The organism is Paenibacillus xylaniclasticus (assembly GCF_004001065.1).
Classification (GTDB): Bacteria; Bacillota; Bacilli; order Paenibacillales; family Paenibacillaceae; genus Paenibacillus_T; species Paenibacillus_T xylaniclasticus.
Map to the genome: position 1 here is coordinate 82976 of NZ_BIML01000010.1, position 20849 is coordinate 103824.

22 protein-coding genes and 1 pseudogene are annotated in these 20849 nt (G+C 50.7%); 1 reads left to right on the plus strand and 22 read right to left on the minus strand.

All coding sequences use genetic code 11. The annotated features are described in order from the left end of the window. Positions 1 to 38 precede the first annotated feature (38 nt). From PXY01_RS12970 to PXY01_RS13010, 10 genes and pseudogenes are all read right to left on the minus strand, one after another. Positions 39 to 2045 carry a hypothetical protein gene (locus PXY01_RS12970; protein ID WP_127570432.1) on the minus strand — a complete coding sequence of 669 codons (2007 nt, stop codon included), beginning with the start codon at positions 2043 to 2045 and terminating at the stop codon, positions 39 to 41. After that, on the minus strand, positions 2045 to 3820 hold the full coding sequence (locus tag PXY01_RS12975; protein WP_127570433.1) for a hypothetical protein: 1776 nt from the start codon (positions 3818 to 3820) through the stop codon (positions 2045 to 2047). The genes PXY01_RS12970 and PXY01_RS12975 overlap by 1 nt, the downstream gene beginning before the upstream one ends. A 27-nt stretch (positions 3821 to 3847) precedes the next feature. Continuing rightward, entirely contained in the window at positions 3848 to 4528 is a 681-nt protein-coding gene (locus tag PXY01_RS22820; RefSeq protein WP_246027917.1) for a vWA domain-containing protein, read from the minus strand. A gap of 312 nt (positions 4529 to 4840) precedes the next feature. Further along, positions 4841 to 5560 (minus strand): annotated as a pseudogene (locus tag PXY01_RS22825) (serine/threonine protein kinase); the annotation flags it as partial. Positions 5561 to 5632: 72 nt separating this feature from the next. Continuing rightward, entirely contained in the window at positions 5633 to 6004 is a 372-nt protein-coding gene (locus PXY01_RS12985) for a hypothetical protein (protein ID WP_127570435.1), read from the minus strand. An 82-nt stretch (positions 6005 to 6086) separates the two neighbouring features. Next, on the minus strand, positions 6087 to 6389 hold the full coding sequence (locus tag PXY01_RS12990; protein ID WP_127570436.1) for a pore-forming ESAT-6 family protein: 303 nt from the start codon (positions 6387 to 6389) through the stop codon (positions 6087 to 6089). 27 nt (positions 6390 to 6416) lie between these two features. Further along, positions 6417 to 6719, minus strand: a complete 303-nt coding sequence (locus tag PXY01_RS12995) for a WXG100 family type VII secretion target (RefSeq protein ID WP_127570437.1) — start codon at positions 6717 to 6719, stop codon at positions 6417 to 6419. 28 nt (positions 6720 to 6747) lie between these two features. Beyond that, a complete protein-coding gene (locus PXY01_RS13000) occupies positions 6748 to 6999 on the minus strand; it encodes a ubiquitin family protein (protein WP_127570438.1) in 252 nt (83 codons plus the stop codon). Further along, positions 6992 to 11611: a type VII secretion protein EssC gene (essC, locus tag PXY01_RS13005; RefSeq protein ID WP_127570439.1), complete on the minus strand. Its 4620-nt coding sequence runs from the start codon at positions 11609 to 11611 to the stop codon at positions 6992 to 6994. Before essC ends, PXY01_RS13000 begins: the two co-directional genes overlap by 8 nt. Positions 11612 to 11673: 62 nt before the next feature. After that, entirely contained in the window at positions 11674 to 12159 is a 486-nt protein-coding gene (locus PXY01_RS13010) for a hypothetical protein (RefSeq protein WP_127570440.1), read from the minus strand. A 61-nt stretch (positions 12160 to 12220) separates the two neighbouring features. Between PXY01_RS13010 and PXY01_RS13015 the strand changes: the two genes are divergently transcribed. Continuing rightward, positions 12221 to 12601, plus strand: a complete 381-nt coding sequence (locus PXY01_RS13015) for a hypothetical protein (protein WP_127570441.1) — start codon at positions 12221 to 12223, stop codon at positions 12599 to 12601. Between the two features lie 26 nt (positions 12602 to 12627). Here PXY01_RS13015 and PXY01_RS13020 read toward each other — a convergent pair whose 3' ends face one another. The 12 genes from PXY01_RS13020 to PXY01_RS13075 all read right to left on the minus strand — a co-directional run bounded on the left by PXY01_RS13020 (position 12628) and on the right by PXY01_RS13075 (position 20846). Further along, positions 12628 to 12993, minus strand: a complete 366-nt coding sequence (locus tag PXY01_RS13020; RefSeq protein WP_127570442.1) for a hypothetical protein — start codon at positions 12991 to 12993, stop codon at positions 12628 to 12630. Then, positions 12983 to 13288 carry a hypothetical protein gene (locus PXY01_RS13025; protein WP_127570443.1) on the minus strand — a complete coding sequence of 102 codons (306 nt, stop codon included), beginning with the start codon at positions 13286 to 13288 and terminating at the stop codon, positions 12983 to 12985. Before PXY01_RS13025 ends, PXY01_RS13020 begins: the two co-directional genes overlap by 11 nt. A gap of 32 nt (positions 13289 to 13320) precedes the next feature. Next, on the minus strand, positions 13321 to 13968 hold the full coding sequence (locus tag PXY01_RS13030) for a hypothetical protein (RefSeq protein ID WP_127570444.1): 648 nt from the start codon (positions 13966 to 13968) through the stop codon (positions 13321 to 13323). Between the two features lie 17 nt (positions 13969 to 13985). Further along, positions 13986 to 14957 (minus strand): M23 family metallopeptidase, encoded by a 972-nt coding sequence (locus PXY01_RS13035; RefSeq protein WP_164744410.1) that lies wholly within the window; start codon positions 14955 to 14957, stop codon positions 13986 to 13988. A 60-nt stretch (positions 14958 to 15017) separates the two neighbouring features. After that, positions 15018 to 16046: a hypothetical protein gene (locus tag PXY01_RS13040; RefSeq protein ID WP_127570446.1), complete on the minus strand. Its 1029-nt coding sequence runs from the start codon at positions 16044 to 16046 to the stop codon at positions 15018 to 15020. 7 nt (positions 16047 to 16053) lie between these two features. Continuing rightward, positions 16054 to 16503, minus strand: a complete 450-nt coding sequence (locus PXY01_RS13045; RefSeq protein WP_127570447.1) for a hypothetical protein — start codon at positions 16501 to 16503, stop codon at positions 16054 to 16056. A 15-nt stretch (positions 16504 to 16518) separates the two neighbouring features. Beyond that, positions 16519 to 16806: a hypothetical protein gene (locus PXY01_RS13050; protein WP_127570448.1), complete on the minus strand. Its 288-nt coding sequence runs from the start codon at positions 16804 to 16806 to the stop codon at positions 16519 to 16521. Positions 16807 to 16819: 13 nt separating this feature from the next. After that, a complete protein-coding gene (locus tag PXY01_RS13055; RefSeq protein WP_127570449.1) occupies positions 16820 to 17239 on the minus strand; it encodes a hypothetical protein in 420 nt (139 codons plus the stop codon). After that, positions 17240 to 17623, minus strand: a complete 384-nt coding sequence (locus PXY01_RS13060) for a hypothetical protein (protein ID WP_127570450.1) — start codon at positions 17621 to 17623, stop codon at positions 17240 to 17242. Beyond that, positions 17607 to 18047 carry a hypothetical protein gene (locus PXY01_RS13065; RefSeq protein WP_127570451.1) on the minus strand — a complete coding sequence of 147 codons (441 nt, stop codon included), beginning with the start codon at positions 18045 to 18047 and terminating at the stop codon, positions 17607 to 17609. Before PXY01_RS13065 ends, PXY01_RS13060 begins: the two co-directional genes overlap by 17 nt. Positions 18048 to 18145: 98 nt before the next feature. After that, positions 18146 to 18712, minus strand: coding sequence for a hypothetical protein (locus PXY01_RS13070; protein WP_127570452.1), 567 nt, complete (start codon positions 18710 to 18712; stop codon positions 18146 to 18148). Between the two features lie 136 nt (positions 18713 to 18848). Continuing rightward, positions 18849 to 20846 carry a hypothetical protein gene (locus PXY01_RS13075; RefSeq protein ID WP_127570453.1) on the minus strand — a complete coding sequence of 666 codons (1998 nt, stop codon included), beginning with the start codon at positions 20844 to 20846 and terminating at the stop codon, positions 18849 to 18851. Positions 20847 to 20849 lie beyond the last annotated feature (3 nt).

The window sequence follows — 20849 nt, forward strand, 5'->3', positions numbered from 1 at the left end:
TGCTAGACTTGCAACCGACGGGTCCAGCCGCGGCTTCGTTAACGAAACGCTTCCTCGAATACTTCCATCACTTCGCTACTGTCGAACGGCTTATAGCCGTTCAATGAGCAAGCCCGAATATGCTTCAAATACGGAATGACAATCAGCTTAGTCCGCAGCGGGTCGACAGCCAGATCGCGCATAATGCGGATCGGTTCGACCGGCGGATCAATTAGAATCACTTTGCGGGCAACGTTCTCTTCCTTGAAAGCAGCGATCGCCGATTTAACGAGTGCATTTCCTCTTGGCGTGCAGTCAGTAATAAAATGGACAGCCAGAGCCGAAGAAGCGAGTCGATCCAACAGCTCAGTCTGGGAAGCGTCTAATATAAGACAAATGTGCGCGTAGTAATGAATGCGTGTCTTAAGCTCGTACAGCACCTCATCGAACCGCTCCGAATCAGGCTGAAGTGTTCCCTCTACCGCCAGCAGCGGCCGCTCGATCCGGTCGGCCATGAACCGATCAAGCTCGACGGTCTCCATGCCGTATTGCTTCATCTTCGAGCTGCCCGTTAAGTCGAGCAGCAGCGTGTTCTGCCTTCTAGCAAGAATACCTGCCCATGTGACAGCTGTTGCGGTCCGTCCGGTGTCCGCCGGTCCGACGAACAAGCGAAGCGCATTCTTGATGACATTATCGACGATCACGACGTCCTCGACACGCTGCGAACGAAGCAGCTGAATCAGCTTCTGCTGGTAATCGATAATCGTCGCATCCTCTTCGCACAGACGGAAGACGAGATTGACGACGCTCTTAATTTTATTTTCCATAATAGAGAGCGCGACTCGGTTGCTCTGAAGGTCGCCGATCAGTCGATTCGTAACGTCGGCGATATTTTGCGGAACGAACAGCCCTGCCGCTGGCTTCATGATCTCGTTCACATAGTCGTTGTCGAACGGACGTGTGCCACTCTCCTTCATCCCATCAACCATCTCCGTGACGCTTTGGTCCATCGCCATGTACACTTCGATAATCTCTTTTGACAACGCCATGAGATCCATCTGAATGCTTAAGCGCGTTTCGATCAACGTCTGCAGGCGGGCATGATCTTGATATTCGAGCCGAGTGCTCGTTACAGCGCCTAATGACTGGCGAATCGATTCGATTCGGTTATCGACTGTATCCTCCGCCGATTTAATGACGGCTCTCATGATGGAGCTAAATTTGTCAACGATGATTCCGTTACCGAGACCTTCATAAGCTGCCCGCTCGACACCGAGCTGCTTAATCCGGTCGAACCGCTCCTCAGCCGTTAGAGTTGTATCTTTGAAAATATGATAGATCTGCGCATCGAGCGTCTCCAGCAGGTTTACGACACCTGCATACTGCGAATTCTGTGCCATTAGCTCGCCGACAACGGCATCCTTCTGAAGCGACTGCTTCAGAAGGCCGAAATCGGCGAACTGCCCCATTTCCGCCAGCCTCTGCTCAATGGTCTTCATCGCTTCGGACGGTTCCTCGTATTCGGAGATTGGCTCTTCTATCGGTTCCGGAACGACTTGTACGTATGTTTGCTCTTCTTCCAATACGGAGGCAGCCGCTTCTTCTACTGCTTCTTCTATCTCTTGCGTAATCGTTGGATCAGCTGGAACCGCTGGAACCGGTTCGACCTCCTGCTCCTCGTGAGTTCTGGCATCCGCTGATTCGATCACACGGGCGTCGCTGCCGATGTCGCTCATCGATTTAATGGAAGCAATCGCTTCTCCGATGCCCTCCGGCGTCACTTTGCCTACCTGAAGCTTCGTCACGTTGTCGCCGAGCAGGTCTGCCTCATGGTCTTTCATGTACAGATACAGCACGGCCACGTCGGCATTTTTGTTGTTCACCGCTTGCTCCAGCGTGCGGCCGACGACGCCCTGCAAGTCTCTAGGCCCCAGCACGACTGCGTCCATGTTCGAGACGTCCGGAGATTGCGGGAGCAATTCGATAATTTTATTCACGTTAGTCTGAAAGGCCTTGTCTCCCAACGCTTTCTTCACATATGGACCGAGCGAGGCGCCAAAAATCATTATTCGTTCCCTCCTACAAATTTCTGCCGATACGTTTCAAAAAATTTAATATTTAATTGCGCATTACGATCTTTGTTATATACGAATGGATAATAATAGCCTTGCACGAGACTCATTTGCTCCAGCGTATATTCGTCGATATTGAACGCCGAGCCTAAGAAGTCGAATAAATGAATCATGTACTGCCTTGAAGCATTAAACGTCTCTTCGGACGGATCAGTCCTCGTGCTGGTCTTCGCCTCGGCGGCCTTCTTCACCGCCTCGAAATCATCAGACAGCTGGTATATGAACGCCTCGCTTTTCTCGTTGAGCGGCTTACGCTGCAGCTCAAGCTTCTTCGTCAGCTCTTCGATCTGCTTGTCCCGCTCCTTAATGATCTTCTCCAGCTTCTGAACCTCGGCTTGCGCCGCCTCAACCTTCGCGTTCTTCGCTTTCGTATTAGAGGTAGTGAAATAGGTATAGCCACCGAAGCCAATCAGCCCGAGTATCGCGATCACCATAACAGACGTCATCCATTTCTTCGCTTTCGTCGATGCCTGTTCCCGGCGCTTCTGCTGACGGGCGCCCTTGCTTGCTTTCTTATGTTCTAGCTGTTCAATAGCAATCTCAAGTTCCTTCGCCAAGCTTCGGTTTGCAGACGCTTGAAGGGCGCGGTAAGCTTCCAGCGCCTCTCGCAGCTTGCCTTTCTCCTCCAGCTGCCGTGCCCGTTCCAACTGGCTCACTGCCGCTTTCATCGCTTTGTTCTTATCATCCGAAGCTCGCCGCTCCGCCTTCTCGGCAGCTTTAGCCGCCTTCGCAGCAGCCTTCGCCGATGAAGCCGCTGAACCGCTTGCCGGGGCCGCGCCTGGATTCAGCTTGGATAGCTGGGCGAGCCATTCCCCGAAGGTAGGGCAATGGCTCAGATCGCGGCTTTCCCAAGTCCGCTTAAACAGCGGAAGCAGCCCATCCCCCCAAGCCGATCGAATCGATTCAACCAGATTGCCGTACCGCTGGCAGTTGGTCTGCAGCTCCTCGGGAGAGAAGTAGCTTTCACCCCAGCTGTTCTCGAAGAACGATGCTTCGCTTGCGCCCAGCATTTCCATGATGAGTACAGCTCCTGCGAACCGATCCGCATAAGGCCCCCAATATTGAGAGCCTAAACCCGATTGCGGCGTATAACCCAACGCCCCGACAGGCACTTGATCCGGCCGTTTCATATCGACAGAGAACATTTGCTCCAAGTCTATCAATTCAATGTTGTTCGCCTGCTTCGATGCATCCCGATTCGTACTCATCATCGGAAGCATCACGTTCGAAGCGGACAAATCACAGTGCGCGAGTCCCCGCTGCTCCATGCCAACCAGCGTTTGTAAGAGCGAATAAGCAGCCGCATAGCTGTCGCTGCGGCTAAGGCGCTGCCTCTTCAACAGCACGTCGACCCAGGTCGGACCTTCAACCCACGGCATGATGACAGCGTTCAGCAGCTCTGGCTCCGCCTGTATCGTATCTGCATCGGTCTGCGGCGTCACGATGAAGCGGTCGCAGGAGGATAGGCCTGTCATCCCTTTGTATTGAACCAGCTGGTTAGTCTGCTTCACAAGCGAAGGGCTGTTAAATTTGCCGCGGAATACTTTAAGCGCCTTCTTGAGCCGCTTGTCCATCGTATGAAGCAAATAAACCGTTCCTTGCCGTCCCTCTTGTCCATAAGGAACGCCTGGCGCGCCGGGATGCTCCCCGATCGTATATTTGTGACCGTTGATACTGATCTCCGCATTAACCTTCGGCTGAAAACCCATGTCGATCCAGTCTCCTTCTGTTCACGTTTATCGAACCGGTGTTGCTGCGGACATCTGAAAGCCGAGCGCTACCAGGTCAGGATGCGCGCCGGGGAACATAAGCAGTGAGCCGGGTGCCAAGCTGTAATTGGCCTCCTGCATCGTCTGTCTGTAACTTTCCGGAAGAACAGAAGACATGCGCATCAGCTTCTCGCCGTACTCATCGCGGAACGTATCGCCTTCACGTACGCCGCCCCAACGCTTCGGCTGGTCAATTTCTTTCTCCAGCACTTCGTCGGACATAAAAATATTTTGAATAAGAACGTTGCCGTCCTTGACAGACATCTCCATAATTCGTTTGGCTATCGGCTCCGGGTCTTCTCCCGTGTAGATGCCATCTGTCATATGACAGATCAAGGGCGCCGGTCCGTCTTGAATATTCGAAAGCTCTGCTTTCAGAAGCTTCTCCGCTTGCAGGAACGCCTTTGCGGCATCACTGAACCGGTGAGTGGACAGCTGTGGAACCATGCCTGAGCTCATCAGCTCATCGATCGGTTTGATTCCTCCTAGCAAATCTGTCGCTTCGTCGCTGTATGTAATAATCGCGACTCGGTAGCGCGGAGCGATCCGGCTCCCTTTGGTCGAGCGGAACACCATTTGGCGCAATGCGATGCCAAGCGATTCCGTCACGACATCGATTCGCTTCTTCCCTCCGCTCGTCAAGCTCATAGAGCCGCTGACATCCAGCAAATATATAATCAACGCAGGATGGGTCTGCGTTGCCTTGGTCGTATATAAAGCGGGGGCAGGTGCTCCCCCGTATGCCAAACCGCCCAACGATGCCGTATTACCGTATGCTCCCGGCCGGTCCTCGCTCTTGATCATCACCGTCCGCATGACCGGTTCTTCGACCGCGGCAGCAACGGGAGCTGCTGGCTTAACCGGCGGTTGAATAGTCGAAGTCGTATGCTCGGTAAGCTGCTGCTGTACGCTGCGCAGCTCTTCCCCGGCTTGACGGATCGATGAATAACGCCGACTCGGCTCCGGCTCAAGCATCCGCTGCACGATGCGTGCCAGCGGAATCGGCACATGCGGCATCGCGTCCATGATGCTGCCTCTGTTCTGATAGACGAATTGGCCTTCCGTCAACAAATAATACAGCACCGCACCCGCTGAGAAGATGTCCGTTCGCTGATCCGTCTGCTTGTTCTCGAACTGCTCCGGGGAAGCGAAAGCAATCGTCCCCATTTGCACCGTATCGGACATCTTGGTGCTGTCATAGCTGCGGGCGATTCCAAAGTCAATCAATTGCACATTGTCATGCTGATCAATCATCATATTCGCAGGCTTCAGGTCACGGAATATGATCGGCTGAGGCTGTTCGTGCAAATATGCGAGAATGTCGCACAATTGAATCATATACTTGAAGATTGTAGGAAGCGGCAGCTTTCGAGAGGAGCCGTCGAAACGCTGCTGCAAAGTCGTACCATTCACGTATTCCATGACGAGATAGCAGCGGCCCTCGGCATCCGGTTCAAAATAGTCCGTTATTTTCGGAATATGGGGATGCGACAGCGCTGTCAATAAGCGTGCTTCCTCTTGAAACCGCCCGCTGCCGTCCATTTGCAAAATCTCTTTGACGGCCCATACTTTATCGTTCAGCTTAGCGTCTTTGACAAGATATACGCTGCCCATTCCGCCTTTGGCAATAATGGACTCCACTTTATAACGGTCTCCTAGCCATTGTCCCGGCTGCAACATTGCTATCACCAAGCCTTAGTCAGAAATTAAATGCATGATATTCATGTACACATTTCTACTACCTGTTCAAATCTAAAAAAAACTGCCCCAGAGCGACCATTGGTTCTTACTGGAAGATGAATTGTTCTTCGCAGCCTCCGCTTGCGCTGCGGCTGCTGCTGCGGCGGCTGCTGCCCGACGTTCAGCCTCCTCTTCTTCTCTTCTAATTTCATATGCCACGCTTACAATGTCACTGCTTAGGGAACTAAGCTGCGAGCTCGCTCCCTGCAAGCTCATAATAATTCGGTCAAATGCATAGCTTGCTTTCATCACGCCATCGGCCTGCCAATTCTGATTCATCTCCGCTTTGTATTGGCTGAGCGAATTAGCTAGATCGCGAAGCGTCGATGCGCAATCGCTCATGTCACTGGCCTGTGAGCTCGCGTGGCTGACGTTGATCCCCATGCTGGACCACCTTCTTCATGACGAAAATGCGAAACATACCTGCCGCCGCCTAAGCAGGCGGCAGGCAGGTATTCAGTCTGCATTACTTGAATGCGTTAGCGTTATTGTTGAGCGCCGTCTCAACTTCTTCATACTGTTTAGCAGTGAGTTCAAGGAACTTCCAATACGACTCTATGACATTCTTGTAATCATCTGTACGTTTATACAGAGCATTGAAGTTTTGCACAATCGTCTTCGCGGCATCACTTTCCCAGGAGTTAGAGAGCGAGTTCATTTGCGTTTTAATATCTTCTAGACGCTTCATGAGGTTTTCGTTCGTAGCCTTAATTTTTTGAGCAGTGCTCTGCAGCTCGCTAGTAGAAATATCAATTCCTGTAGTCGCCATATTTCATTCCTCCCAATGAATATTATTTTAGTTAGCCAGCTTACCGGCTGCCTGAACAATTGCAGCTTGAGTATCTTTGTATGCTTTTGCACTCTCCGTCAGGAATCTGGCAAACTCGTCCATTAATCTTTTCATGTTCTCGAGATCATCCTTGAAGCCATCGATCTGCTGCGTGTAAGCTCTGTTATCTTCACCCTTCCACGCATTGCCCATATGCGCGACATCGTTGTACAACTGGTTGTATAGTTTCTGGTACTCTGTAGCCTGGTCTCTAATTTTCCCTGCAGCGGTCTCTAACTGCGAAGGGTCAACCTTAATTCTTTTTGCCATTTGTGTTGCTCCTCTCACAATAAATTTTTTATATTAACATCAGTCTAGCGCCGTTCTGCAAGCCCAGCTCTAGAACTGATTTGTTAATATCAAGCTCTTCACCGGACAGACGATCGCAGAGAACCGTGTCCGGCGACGGCACGAAATAGCCGTCGGACAAATCTTGGAACGCGCCCGCCAACATCGCCTCGATCTCATACACTTTGCTGGTGACTGGGATATGAACATCGTAGGTTTGATCGATGACGGGCACATATACTTCTACCAATATTTTACTCATCACCTTCGCCCTCCTGCGTCATAGTGACGGAAGACAGAAGCTTAATAAGTGTCGCTTTGCCATTCTGCAGACGGTAGCCAAAGCGATTACCGATCTCTTGATACATCTCGCTCGTTATCTTCGAAGGCTTCATCTGGTATTGTTCGCCAATGCCATCGCCAATCCAAATACCGTCACTGAATGATACCTTTGCCTTCACCCAGCTATCGTAAGCAATCGATTGGAAGCTAGAGACGGAGTCGAACAGAACGAAGCTAACCTGATAGACGGCCTCCCCTTTCTCCAACAATACCTGCAGCTTGTCCTTCGCATCGTCTGACAGTCGGGACATTAGCGCAGACATGGAGTAGATAATGTAAGTGATGCCGTCAAAGACAGGCGGCTGCTCGCCATTTGCTATCGCATCTTTGTACGAGTTGTTCCGTTCAACCAGCGTACGGAACATGTGAACGACGTGACTCTCGACCTCCGACGCGGAGCTGTAATACGTGTAGCCCTTTTTCTCATCCGGCTCGAACTTCTCTTCCGGATCAAGCACGACGATCGACCGCCGTCCTTGTGCTGTCATTACCTCGGCAAGACCTTGGGCGAAGGTTGCATTATCTGTACTATTCGACAGTGCCAGTGTAACGTACGCTGCATCAAACGAATAATACGAGAGGGACAGTCTTCCCTTCTCTATACCAATCGGCACCCTAGAGTCGGCTTGGAGGTCCAACTCACCGACTAAGAATTCCGCATCGATCCGATCAGGTAAGATTGGTACCCTAGGCGCTCCCGGCTTCGTCCAGCTGTCGGCATATGCTTGGCAGTACCGACGTAAGTTCTCGAACATATGCTCGACATCCCGATCCACGTGAGCGATTTGGAATTCGTAGCCCCGGTCCGTCTTGAATACGCCGCGTCCTTTATGCTGGGATGGTATAAGTCCATCGATATTTCCCAATATCGTGCCGTATTCGGTCGGATCATTCATCTGCAGAACGAACAGCTGCTTGAAGTTTTGCAGCGTTCGGTAACGAACCGCATTCGATGTAGTTGCCGTCAAGATGAAGTACAGCCCGTACTTTACGCCTTCCCTTGTTAAATAATTGATCGCCTCGTCTTTATCGTCGTGCGTCTCCGTGAAGGCCGAGAAGTTATGAATGATGGTGACGATCGCCGGCACTTCTTGACCCGAAGAACGAACATAAGAATGATAATCGCCTCCGTAGTCGGCAAACAGCTTCTTACGTCGCTCAATTTCACGATACAGCATTTTAAATAAGTTATTTGTTTTCTCCATATCGTGAGACAACAGTACTTCCCCAACGTGCGGCGCCTTCGCAAAGGCACGCAGCGTTTCCGAGCCGTAATCGAGCAAGTACAGGTTCACTTCAGATGGCGAGTGCTCTGTAATAAGCGAGTAGACGAGAGTCGTCACGAAGGTTGTCTTACCATTGCCCGCCGAGCCAAAGATAACCGCGTTGCCTTCCTGACTGAGCGGGAACCGCATAGCCAGTTGACGCTGGTTCACCGGATCATCAATTTCCCCAATGACCGGGTTAAGCTGCATCTTGACAGGCTTACCGATGCCGTATTTCGCCTTGAGCTCATCGACTACAATCATCGCCGGAATCGGTTCGAGCCACAGCTGTCTAATCTTAATGTTCTCCTCCGCTGCGATGGCCGCCAAATATTTGTTAATCTCGTCGATCTGCTTAGGAGGATTCGCTCTTCCTTGGTCTTTATTAATGCGAACCTGCTTCGTCACGCGGCCCAGATTATCGATGACGGTAATACTATCGTCCTTATTCTTCGTCATTCGATCCGATGGAATATACGGTGCCCCGCCCCACGCCGACTGTCCGAGCTCAAACAGCTCGTTGAAGCCAACCTGTACATAATAGCGGCCCGTGATGGACAGCTCTGCGGCATCAGGCCGTTTGATCATGTCCATACTGTCTGCTTTCTCCTGTACCTTCAGACAGATTCTGAATTTACTGTTACTCCAAATTTGATCATCGACGACCCCGGATGGCTTCTGCGTTGCCAGAATAAGGTGAACCCCCAAGCTCCGTCCAATCCGCGCCGCGCTGACCAGCTTCTCCATGAATTCCGGCTGCTGTGTCTTCAGCTCAGCGAATTCGTCCGAGATAATAAATAAATGCTGCAGCGGCTCCTGAACCTGACCCTCACGATACAGCTTCTGATATTTGTAAATATCAATATTGCTGATCCCTACAAGCTTGCTCGTCTCGCTAAAGATAGCCTGCCGACGCTTCAGCTCGCTCTCAATCGAGATAAGCGACCGCTTGACCGCCGCGCCATCAAGGTTCGTAATGGTACCTGCCAAGTGCGGCAGCGTCGCGAACGCATGTGCCATACCGCCGCCCTTGTAGTCGATCAGAATGAATGCGACCTCGTGCGGATGATAGTTAACCGCCAGCGACAATATGAACGTCATAATAAATTCACTCTTGCCAGAGCCCGTCATACCGGCGATAAGTCCGTGCGGCCCATGAAACTTCTCGTGCAGATCAAGCTTGAATTTCTCACCAGTCGTACTAACCCCAATTTCCGTCTCCAGCGACTTCGTTGGATCGTTCTCCTTCCACCTGGTGAGCGCGTTCAAGTGCTCGATCTTGCCGACCTCGAACATCTCAAGGAACGTAAGCATTGTCGGCAGCGCATAAGCAGCGTCAGCCGAATCAAGCTTCGTATTCGCCAGACTGACGGCCAGATCATGTTCGTCCTGCTTTAAGTAGAAGTCCGGTTGAAATGCGATATATTTGCCCGAAATGTCGTCTTTGTCATAAATCTTCGAGGCATTGCCTCCATACTCGACGACCATGGAGCATTCCAGCGGCAAGTTTTTGAGCTCGTCATACAGATGGAGCACGCTGAAGCCTAAGTACTTTTTGGATTTGTAGATTTGATTCAGCATCTCTGCCTTGGAAGCCAGTTTCTTGTTCACAGCAACGATAATATATTGCGGACTGATCTCCTTCAGCTCTGTGTTCCTGCTTAGCTCATCCCGTCTAGCAATTTCCTTCTCGAAGAATGCGGAAAGCTCTTTCACTTCGTTAGGCGTTGTAGCCAAATACCGCATCGTTTGCTCGTTATTCCATAGATGCGGCAGCCATTTAACGAACTCCCACTCTTCCTGCTCGCTCTTATCGTAAATGAACACCAGCTTAAGCTCGTCGTAGCTGTGAAGACTAACCAGCTGCCAGATAATCCCCTTTACCATATCGATCACGCTGCTGCGGTTACCGATGCAGCCGGTTATCCAGTCGTCAATCAACGACAGCGTAATCGGAACGTTATCGAGCACTTTAGGCGCATTAGCCAGTTCAAACAGCTCATCCTGCAAATTATCATCCTCAAGCGAGAAGCGCTTAGTCGGAAATTGAATTTCTGCCTGCAGCGGCAGTTGGCCGATACCAAGCCGTACTCTAGCAAAATCGTTCTGGTGATGCGTCCGTTCCCACAAGTTGCGCTGCCGCAGCTTGATCCGCGTTACACAGTTGTCGACCGTCACATGATTCTCGTTCAAAATTTGGCTTTGATACGCACACAGCTCTGCGATTTCCTGCGACTTCTCTTTCAGATACTCGCTATATTTGTGCTGCCGGAGCGATTCGCGCTTTGCCCGCTTCTTAATCTCATATTTACGCGTTAATATCGGCCACAATATGGCACCGGTCAGCATGCTGCCCGACATGACAAGCGACGGCATTGCCGATCTCATGCCATTGCCCGATTGCATCGCATTCTGCAACGAATACATCGCCATAAAGGCCGAGGACATCCCCATCGTAATCGAAGGCCCCATCGTCAGCATAAGGGGCGTCATCTCCTGATCACCCTTAGAAGGCGGCGGGTCAATCACGATCTGGACGGTCTCGATATCCCGCTTAAAACGCGGCGAACGGTAGAACGAATAACCGATCTCTAATTCTTCTTCGAGCAGCTCCTCTTCGTCCTCAGCTTGAACAATCTGCTGCTTGCTATAGGGCATAAGATAAGCAGGCTTGTACAGCATTTGGCCATCCGGATTGTTAATCGAAAGAAACCCTTGCCCGACGATTATCTTCAAACCAATTAAGTAAATCACGTCCCCAGGCATAAGCGACTTGCGCTGAATACGGCTGCCGTTAACGAAGGTTCCATTCGCACTGCCCAAATCTATAATGGTAAGTTGGCCATTGGTGATTTGAAGCTCAGCGTGACGCGAGGATACGAAACGACTGGCGAATTGAATATCGCAATCCTCCGCACGACCGATGACGAGCCTGCCCTCCTCAGGAAGTCGAAACTTGCGAAAATGTTTGCGATCGTCCGATATCGGCTCCGAATAAAGCCACACCGTTTCGTTCGTCTTTCGCAGATAGATGCTGTAGAAGAACGGCGCTTCCAGCGGCAGCTCTTTGATCCGCTGCCGATTCTGATCTTGAATGACGGCGTTACGGTTCGATTTAAGAATCCATTGTCCCTCAACGCCTTCAACGCCAATTACTCGTTCTTCCTCATCATGCTCATTCGTCTGAACGACCCAATATTGTCCATTCTGCTTCTCCGGCAGGACACATGTATAAAGCGCGTTGTCTTTCAATAACGACAGCTGCATGCCAGCTACCTCCCGACGGATTACTAGTTTTCTTTCAAAACCGTTTCATCTAGCAAATAGCCTTATGATCCTCTTTGAATCGGCTCTTGTTTAATCGCCTCAACTCGATAATTCCCTGCGCGAATCGACAGCTCCCATAGCTCGATCAAATCATCGCCTAATGAGACTCGAATTCCTCTTCTCGCCTTTACTGGATAATGCGTGAGCTCCTTGCGCACGATGATCGAGTCGCCTCCCATCTGAAGCATCTGCCATCTGCGGATCCGATGCTTCTTCGTCCCGAACATTCGCCGAGGGTTTTTCCATATCCAATCCATCACTTCATTGCATACTTCATTCGAAGCAAATTGACTAAAATAGGCAATATCTGCTGTATGATGTGTTAAAATGTAAGCATCGTCCGCTTTCTCCAAATAGTCCAATAAAGACTGAGACATCGATAGCGGCGCCCCTTCAATGCTTGGCTTGAATCGGGGGACGCTATTACGAATAATAGATGCGGCGATGATAACAACAGCAATAATTGATGCAATTCCGATATAGGCCACGGCTGCCTCCCGCGTTGCTGACAGATTAATAGATATTCAAATACAAGAAGGAGTGTCTCGATTGAAGACGACCCAAGCTACACCAGCTCAATTCCAAGCCCGATTCGGAAGCGATCGAATCGTTCCAGGGCGATTCTCTTACTTTATCTGCGACAATGGAATGGGCATCATCCGTGACGATAACAAACGAACGCTCGAGATCATCTCGGATTCCCAGCTCGATGACACTGAGTTGACGCCAGAGGACGAGCTCATTCTTATGTCGCTGGTATGCGGCGATTTCCAAGAAGAAATCGAAGTTCCGGCTGTTGACAGCTTGTTCATGTACGAAGAGAGGGAGCTGAAATCACGGCGCAGCTTGCACCTCATCCGCTACGCGATCTTCCTCATCGTCGCTGCATGTCTCGTCGCTTGCATAGCGGCATTCATCCTGATCGTCTAGCACCCCTGCTGCTGCCCTATGAGACGTTATTTCTTCAATCCTGCAATACCGGATAATGCTTTTACATGGCCGCTTAGAATAAGCGGCTTGAACGCTTCATCACTTCGCTCGGAGAAGCTGACCGCCCCTGCCAGCTTCATATCAATATACCGCCGCATCTGTGTGAGGCTTTCCTTCAATGACTCTACTGAACGATCCAGCTGCTCGACAGCATCCTTCACAACTTCAGCTTGATTGTCTGGCAGCCGGTGAAGTATCGTTCGATCCGCTAAGGCGGACACATGCGACTTCAACTGCCTTACATTTTCGTTCGCCTGTTGATCGTAGATATTGCTTTCTTCATAGAGCTTCTCCAGCAGCCTCTCGTCGAGCAGCTTTGATTTACCTCCCATCTTCTGCATCCTCCGCTTTCGATAGTAAGCTCTCCTGAACGGCGCCAACGAAGCCGCCGATCGAGCGAATTTCTTCTATTAAATTCTCATACCGATCTTCTAATATTTTTATAAAAGTCAAATCACTCGATACTGCTGCTTCGCCGTAAATCGCCTGCAGACGCTCTGCACCCGTTCGAAGCGAATCCAGCTCGTCTGCAATGCTTGATAGAATGTGCTGATAGTGGTGAATGATCGGTTGATTCTCCTGGAGCGCTTCAGCCGGATCAATCAACTCCGTAAGCTGGTCAGCCATCTGTCACCCTCCCATTCCTAATATTCAAGCCTTTATCGCATCAACAAATTCCGCGTGGCTGATCGCTCCGCTTCCTTCGCTGCGGCAACCGTGTATGCTCCTTTATCGCTGGGTCGGCCTATTTGAGCGACCGTATGAGGAAACAGCGCTATCGTATCCGTAACCGATACCGGCTGCTCTTGCCGGTCTATCGCCGCCCCAGCTGCAAGCTGCTGTCCACCGATCAAGCTTCCGCGCTGATCATATGGAATGGAAGAAGCAATAAACCGATCCCATGCCATCTCGTATTCCTCCTTAATCGATAGAGAGAACGAGACGCTGCGCCGAATTTCTGGAGGCTTCTCGATAAATTGCCGCACATGAATCATCGATGTAATGACATGCAGCACACCGCATGCTTGCTCCATGTCCTTATCGATCACACCGTCGATCAAAAGCAAATATGGCGCAAATATATGAAGCGGCTTAGGTGCTGATTCATAGAACCAAGCTGCCGTCTCACCGTTCACATCCTTACCGCCGACCAGCTCGGACAACTGACTGAACTCGCGATAACGGTCTGACAAAATGACGGCTTGGTCATACACGTCACGATGAATATAGAAGTAATGCTCCCCTTTGGTTAATACGATCATATTGACCATAACCGGGATGTACCGTTCTTTCGTCACGACAATCATCCAATCCGCCTCCCAAGTTAAGACGTCGGTACGATTCGAGCAGGATCGACCGCATTACCGTTAATATAGAGACCGAAGTGCAGATGCGGCCCCGTCGAGCGATCACCCGTGTTGCCTGATTTCGCGATCGGCTCATATTGCTTCACCTGCTGTCCCTTGCTCACGCTATAGCTGGACAGATGCCCGTACAACGTCTTGATGCCGTATCCGTGATCTATGATGACATAATTACCAATATCCGAGCTGACAGAAGCTTCTTCTACGACGCCGTTGAATGCGGCAAGTACAATCGTTCCTTCCGCAGCGCGCAGATCCAGACCGCGATGAAACGTCATGGCCTCCCTCGTAATCGGGTCCAGCCGGACCCCGAACGGCGATGTCAGCTCAGCTGGCGTCTCAAGCGGAGAACGAAAATTCGTTATATCTCCTAGCTCAGGATAATTCAGCGACCTCTCATACTTATCACGCTGTTGGTCCACCTGACGGGACAAGTCGTTCATTCTCCGCTTTTCTTTCTCGCTTGTCGCTACCGAGTCCGCCGGTTGAGCGCCTGTCTCCTTCTTTATGAACCGCTGCCTCGCCTGACGCTTCAGCGTCAATTCGGCTTCGACAGCCCGATACTCCTCATCCAATGCCAAAATATAAGCAACGTCGCGCGCTTTGCTCTGTCCCATCTGCTGCTCAATCCCTTTCAACCGATCGGCCAGCGCATAAATTTCCCGATCTAAGTCTGCGAGCAGATTGACTTCCTCCTGGTATAAGTTCGATACATCATAGGCCGTCGCAAGCATTTCATTGCCGTTAACTTTTCGAGCCGTGACATAGTATTCTTCCTCTAGCAAGTTTAGCTTCGCGCCTTCAACGACGGGATCGTAAACGGAAATACCGTACTTGTCCAACAGCACGGAGGCGTTCTCCGCCGAAACGGTGACGGGAAATACAAGCAGCAGAGCGAGCGACAACACAGGAATAAATGGTTTGCGCAGCATATTCCCACCTCCTCTAATTCTGATGATTGTACGAATCTTCATTCCGCTCTTGCACCATCATTATGGCTGCAGTGGATATTTCGGGTTCATCGCTGCATCGAAGCTGTAGCCTGCCTCTGCCGCTTCCTTCTGTGTCGAGAACATCTCATCGAGCACGATGCCAAGGCTTTCATAATGGGCTGGCAATTGATCCGCGTAAGCATAATACTTGACGATACTTACACCTTCCATGCGCCTATAAGCGACAACCATGCGCGCTTGATCGATTCTTGTTCCCGCTACGCTGAATCCGCTTATTGGTCGAACCGAGGTTAGATTGACTCCTTGCACGAGTACGATGAAGCTCGGTCCCTCGATCGGATTTACGCCCCATCTATCGGTTAACTGGCTCGGGATAAAAAATCGGTTACGCCAGTACGGGCTCGCTTTATTCGTCTCGTCGATCACATAAGCCATATGCTGAGAGATTCGGTCGTTAATATATCTGCGGGCCTCGATACGGCTCATGGTCTTGCCTTCATCATTAAGCGGCAAGCCGTTCATCTTCGTTAAGCTGCCATCCTGCACAACCAGCGTGTATTCCAGCCCCATATTTAAGGCATAGGTTTTGGAAGTATCCCCGCTTCGTTCATACGTATAAGGCAGTTTCATGCCGAATGTAAGATCCCAGTCCGCATCGTTTATTCCTGATTCTGGATACAGCCCGCCGCGATTACGAACAATCGAATGCTGAGCCAGGTAGTAGCCGTCATAGGTTGCGACAGCGGCAACCGGGATAAAATCTTTAATAAGCGCCTTATTCTCTTCCGTCGGCTGAAGATCGTAATTTAAGCAGAAGACGGATAGAAAGGCATCCAGCGCTAGATTCGGATTCAAGTTAAATGATCCTATGTCTGTATAATCCATATCCAGACTTCCCGTGTTGAGCAGCTCCATCGCGCCGGCATCCGTCGCATAATCGGCCGCATAAGACAGCTTCAGCCGCTCCAGCTCATCCTTTTCTTTTTGAACATAATTCATATAACCGACTATGAGAGCTGCCAAGAACAGAATGACCATCATATTGACAAACCCGAAAAATCTGCTCATAACGCCCCTACTTCCTAATCATTCCGGCCAGCGTCTGTTCGAACTTCGACGGACTGAGATGAAGCAGACGGTACTGCAGCCGCTGCGCTCCGGTATAATCGACGGCGTTGACCGTTACTTTGATGATGTCGCCTGTATTCCAAGTCGTATTATCATTCGTATATACATAAGTCGTTCTCGTTCCGCCTGCTCCGTCTGGATTGACGACCTTCATATAGCGCTTGATGGTCGCATCCATCGTAACGCCATAGGAGGATATCGCGAGATAGAAATCAGCAAGCTGATCATCGGTCAGTTGGCCGCTGTCGCTTACAATATCTATTAAGTTAGTCATTTCGTTCAACACATTGCGGTTCATAGACAAGTCTTTGCTGAGCGTGTTGATAACAAGCGGAGCGCCGGCTAACAATACGAATGCAAGCAGCACGCCTAATATCTTGTTGAATAAGTCCGTCAATTCACCCGCCTCCTGCTATTGCCTTGCCAATCGGCTTTCCTCTATCGCATACAACAAGTTTTTGACTACTACACCGTAATAGATAAACGTTGAGCCTTCGCTATCCTTATATTTCATAATCGACTTAATCTGCCCGACCGCTCCCCGCTTGGGAGAGCCATACAGATTGTGTTTGTATTCATTCTTCTTATCAAGCCACTGAAACAGGTGCTCTGCGACCTGTCCCCGCGCGCACACTGGGTCTGCAACGACGACGGAGGAGCCTTGACGGTAAGCAGGAATAAGTAATCCGAATAATTTCATAGTTAACGCCCCCTTATGGATGAATGTCCCAGAACCTCATACCGTCGGGTCCCGCGAATAACTCCAATTTAACGTCCTGTCTCGCAGGTATAGCAGAGTTGACCAAATTCAACGCATCGGCCCTGGCGCCGAATAAGTTCTCATCGATCGTAACGGTCGTCGGAGTGCCTCCCATATTGATGCGGAGCTGTCGCGGCTGCGGTGTATTGCGATCTGCGATAAGAACCATCAGCAGAGCGTCTCTTGTCGTAAAGCTGGGAGGATCCGGCTCGATCTCGCTTACGGTTGGCGGCGCTGACTTCTCGATTAAGACGTCGAATCCTCCTACCTCGCCCTTGAACAGCGGAATCGAGCAAGTAATCATGACGACAGAGAATACCGCCAGCGTAGCCACAAGTATGATCAAGTCGAGTGCGTCATCCGACTCATTCATCTACGTTTCCTCCAATATTTCGACGTTGTATCGATCATTCACAAGCTCGACGTCGACCCGTACTTTGCGCGAGATCAGCCGGTCGCTGATTAAGTCCTCCGGCTTGCGAATGAAGACGCCTTGGACGTAGCCCGACAACGTGCCAAGCGCAGAATCGTTTTTTTTCAACATTTGAAAGACTGAGACTGCCGGCAGCGGACCGTAATATTCCGCATTGACGAGTTCGCTGCCGTATGTCTCCGCTTGCTGGCGCTCAATCGTCGAAAGCGCATCGCGCTTAAAGCTCATGCTGAGCGAGGTGAACATCGACAGCATGCCGATAATGACAGACAGAACGATCAGCGTAACGACAATGTGCATACTGTAGCTAACCTCGTTGTCCATTGACCAGCCTCCAAAATTCGATTAATGTCACGACGCCGTTGGCATCCTCCGTCACTTTCGATTCGAATATTTCCTCCGGCAGCAGCAGCGTCGTCAGCGTCGATAATTTGAAATAATCCTTGCTGGTGTTTTTGTTCCAATCCAAGGTAACCGAGTACGACCCGATCTTGGTGTACACCTTAACCTGCGGCATGCCCGCCGATTCACCGATGACCGACATCACTTCCTGCGCATGGATGTCCCTCTTATCTCGAAGCCAATCGTACTTGCGATGCTCCTTCACGATCGCGATCGCCGTATCATCGGCCTGTTGAATCGCCGCCGACTCCTTCGCTAAGTTGCCCAGCGTAAATATTAGCGTCAGTACAAGGGCTGCTGTCATGGCGCTGACACTTGCCCATACCGCCGCCGGCCATTCGTTCATCCGCTGCCGCCTCCCTTTCTCCTATTTCGATACTCTATGAGAACCCGCGAACCGGACTGAGCCGGCTCACGAGCCTTAACAGTATGAAATTCGGCTAATTAGTTCGCAAGCTGCGTAAAAGCTACGCCTACGTACGTCCCCGTATTGTCTTTAATCAATTCAGCCAAGAATTTAGCCGTTGGGCGGACAAACGTAGAAGTACCTGACTCCGTCATCGGAAGATACTGCATATTGGGTGATTTTTCAGTAGAATCCAAATCGCGCGTATAGAACGAATCAGTGGTATTTTTCTTTGTAAGTGCATCAGTAGTTGTGTAAACTTTACCAGTTGCATCTTTAGATACATTTTTAAATATCGCGCCGTAATTATAACCCCTGCCTGCGGTACCACCCGAATTCAAAGCAAGCGTTCTAACGATCATACCAACCGGACGACCTTCGAACAGCTTAATGGCCGAAATGACTTGCGTGCCGGACATGATCTTCTGATCGTAGTCATCGAATTGTGCCAACGACATCGAATCCATCGAGTTCGACACGGTCGTAATGCCCTGGTTGGTCGTACCCCTCGTAAAGCCAAGAATGACGAAAATAACTGAAATAATAACCCCGATTACAATAAGTGCGATCGCTATCCTCGCGCCCGATCCCAGTTCGCCTTCCATTGCTTGCTCACTCCTTCAATATCATTTGATTAGATAATTGGTACTGCAAGATTTGCGACTACAAAGTTTGGTTCTGCACGACAGTGAAACTGCTCACCCCGCCTTGCTAATTCACCCCCTTCAAGTAGTCAACTCCTTATTGTGACTGGACGTGAGACAAAGCTGTCATAAATTCCTTGAACCCGAGCATGCCAAGCGGCAGCAAAATGTACAGCACCGCCGTCAGCACGAGCGGCGCCATTGACAGCGGACTAACCATGGCCCGCTTCTTGTTCAGCGCCGTTGTCTGCGAGATTTCACGGATGCGAAGCACATGGTCGCGCTCCGTCGTCAGATCGCTGAACGCTTCCGCAAGCGTAATCTGATGTATGGTCAACAGCAGCTTGTCGACCATCCGCCGAAAGCTTGGCAGTACAGCCTTCGCCTTCAGCCGGTTCAGCGCCAGATCGGGATTCGATGGGTATTCATGATAAGCGTCGAGCAGCGCGTTCTTGTGCACGCGGCTCTGCTTCTCAAGCCAGTACAGCGTCTCTAACGTATCGGTCGACGTATTCATTAAGATCGAGATTAACGTCTGCAGCTGCAGCACGTCTTCCTCGCTCTCCGTCTTCAACAACCATGCGCGGCCCCGCAGCAGAAGCTCCGGTACCTTGGAAGCCGCAAGACCAACTAAGAACGAGATCAGAATCATCCACCATTTGAATTCCGCATTATGATAGTTCTTGTATTTCTCCTGCAGCCGTTTAATTTGTGCATCTTGGTCGAACGGCGGCAGCTTCGGCAAGTATTGCATAACGAACTGCTTCGTCTGATTCTCGCTCGGCAGCTCCGGCTCCGCGAGATACAGCTTGTCCATTTCCCGGCGGATGCGAATATCCTCGGCATTCAGCTTCTCGCCGCCGACGAGCGATACTTCGTGCACGTTGTTATACACGAACTGCTTGCCCAGATTGACCGCGAAGAAGAAACAAGTAATCGCAATCGCAAATGCCAGTACGCCGTAGATGAGCTTGCTGGCGTACATATGCCGAATATCCGTCATGCTGAGCGCGCCTTTAATCATTTTCAGCTTGCGCGCCTTCTTATGAAGCTTCTTCGGAATCCAATCTTTGACGATCCTATCGAACCACTCATACTTGAGCATCCTCATCACGATCGCATTACGATCATCCTTCGCTACGGCAACGGCGCTGTTAATCTTGACGATGACGGTATAGCCGATAATGGAAGCGAGCAAAATACATGCCCGAGAAATGTAGCCAATTGCGCCGTTATAAATGACGGACGTGCCCGGAATGATCGATTGGAAGAAGTTCTCGATGATGCCGATTGCCCCGAGCGGTACGATCGGCAAGTACTCCAGCATGCCGAACTTCGCCTTCTGAAGCGAAATCCGCCGAATCTCGAGGTTCACTTCATCGGCCATCATGCCCATTGCTTGCAGAAAGTTCGATTGACCGTCGCGCAGCTTCGTATCGCCCGCATTGTTCAAAATGTAGCAGACGCCCGCAAGCGTACAAAGCAGCTTGAACGGCGTCGTCGCATAAAACTCATCCAGCCGTTTCTTGCCGTCGACGTCAGTGAGAATAAAATAAATATCCTCGAACGCTCGGCGAAGCACCGTTCCTGTCTCCGCCTCCGCAACCGCCTGCGAAATCGAATTAAGCCGCAAATAGTTCTGCCTAAGCGACGACAGCGCCATCGAGAGCTCCTTGAGCAGCTTGAAATGAACGCTGTCCACCTGCTTCGCGACGAGCACATTGTTCATAATGATCGCGTACAACACCACGAGCAGCGTAGAGAATAAGTCTTGAAAAATGAAAGCGCCGGCTGCGATAAGTGCGATCGACGATGACATTGCAATCACGTATACGCGTACGGAATAGATACGAATCTCCTGCGCCGTATAGACGGACAGCTCTGCCACACGCAGCTTTACTTTCCTATAGCTGCCGCGCGTAAGAAAGAACTCCTCGAGAAACCGATTCATTCGGAAGTAGGTCGACAGCGAGATGAACGTATTTTTCTTCTGCGGCCTGCCCTGCCTCGATCTTCGCTTCTTCCGATCCGTCACGATAATCATCGTGATGCTGAACACAGCCGTGAGCAATATCGCAATAATGAGAAAGACCATGGC

Excerpts from the sequence above, each read along its gene's own strand:
- PXY01_RS12995 (WP_127570437.1), bottom strand. The coding sequence starts at position 6,719 with ATGGCAAAAAGAATTAAGGTTGACCCTTCGCAGTTAGAGACCGCTGCA.
- PXY01_RS22820 (WP_246027917.1), bottom strand. The coding sequence starts at position 4,528 with ATGAGCTTGACGAGCGGAGGGAAGAAGCGAATCGATGTCGTGACGGAA.
- PXY01_RS13065 (WP_127570451.1), bottom strand. The coding sequence starts at position 18,047 with ATGAACGAATGGCCGGCGGCGGTATGGGCAAGTGTCAGCGCCATGACA.
- PXY01_RS13070 (WP_127570452.1), bottom strand. The coding sequence starts at position 18,712 with ATGGAAGGCGAACTGGGATCGGGCGCGAGGATAGCGATCGCACTTATT.
- PXY01_RS13030 (WP_127570444.1), bottom strand. The coding sequence starts at position 13,968 with ATGATTGTCGTGACGAAAGAACGGTACATCCCGGTTATGGTCAATATG.
- PXY01_RS13075 (WP_127570453.1), bottom strand. The coding sequence starts at position 20,846 with ATGGTCTTTCTCATTATTGCGATATTGCTCACGGCTGTGTTCAGCATC.
- PXY01_RS13050 (WP_127570448.1), bottom strand. The coding sequence starts at position 16,806 with ATGAAATTATTCGGATTACTTATTCCTGCTTACCGTCAAGGCTCCTCC.
- PXY01_RS13055 (WP_127570449.1), bottom strand. The coding sequence starts at position 17,239 with ATGAATGAGTCGGATGACGCACTCGACTTGATCATACTTGTGGCTACG.
- PXY01_RS13035 (WP_164744410.1), bottom strand. The coding sequence starts at position 14,957 with ATGCTGCGCAAACCATTTATTCCTGTGTTGTCGCTCGCTCTGCTGCTT.
- PXY01_RS12975 (WP_127570433.1), bottom strand. The coding sequence starts at position 3,820 with ATGGGTTTTCAGCCGAAGGTTAATGCGGAGATCAGTATCAACGGTCAC.
- PXY01_RS12985 (WP_127570435.1), bottom strand. The coding sequence starts at position 6,004 with ATGGGGATCAACGTCAGCCACGCGAGCTCACAGGCCAGTGACATGAGC.
- essC (WP_127570439.1), bottom strand. The coding sequence starts at position 11,611 with ATGCAGCTGTCGTTATTGAAAGACAACGCGCTTTATACATGTGTCCTG.
- PXY01_RS13000 (WP_127570438.1), bottom strand. The coding sequence starts at position 6,999 with ATGAGTAAAATATTGGTAGAAGTATATGTGCCCGTCATCGATCAAACC.
- PXY01_RS13025 (WP_127570443.1), bottom strand. The coding sequence starts at position 13,288 with ATGGCTGACCAGCTTACGGAGTTGATTGATCCGGCTGAAGCGCTCCAG.
- PXY01_RS13040 (WP_127570446.1), bottom strand. The coding sequence starts at position 16,046 with ATGAGCAGATTTTTCGGGTTTGTCAATATGATGGTCATTCTGTTCTTG.
- PXY01_RS13020 (WP_127570442.1), bottom strand. The coding sequence starts at position 12,993 with ATGGGAGGTAAATCAAAGCTGCTCGACGAGAGGCTGCTGGAGAAGCTC.
- PXY01_RS12990 (WP_127570436.1), bottom strand. The coding sequence starts at position 6,389 with ATGGCGACTACAGGAATTGATATTTCTACTAGCGAGCTGCAGAGCACT.
- PXY01_RS13060 (WP_127570450.1), bottom strand. The coding sequence starts at position 17,623 with ATGGACAACGAGGTTAGCTACAGTATGCACATTGTCGTTACGCTGATC.
- PXY01_RS12970 (WP_127570432.1), bottom strand. The coding sequence starts at position 2,045 with ATGATTTTTGGCGCCTCGCTCGGTCCATATGTGAAGAAAGCGTTGGGA.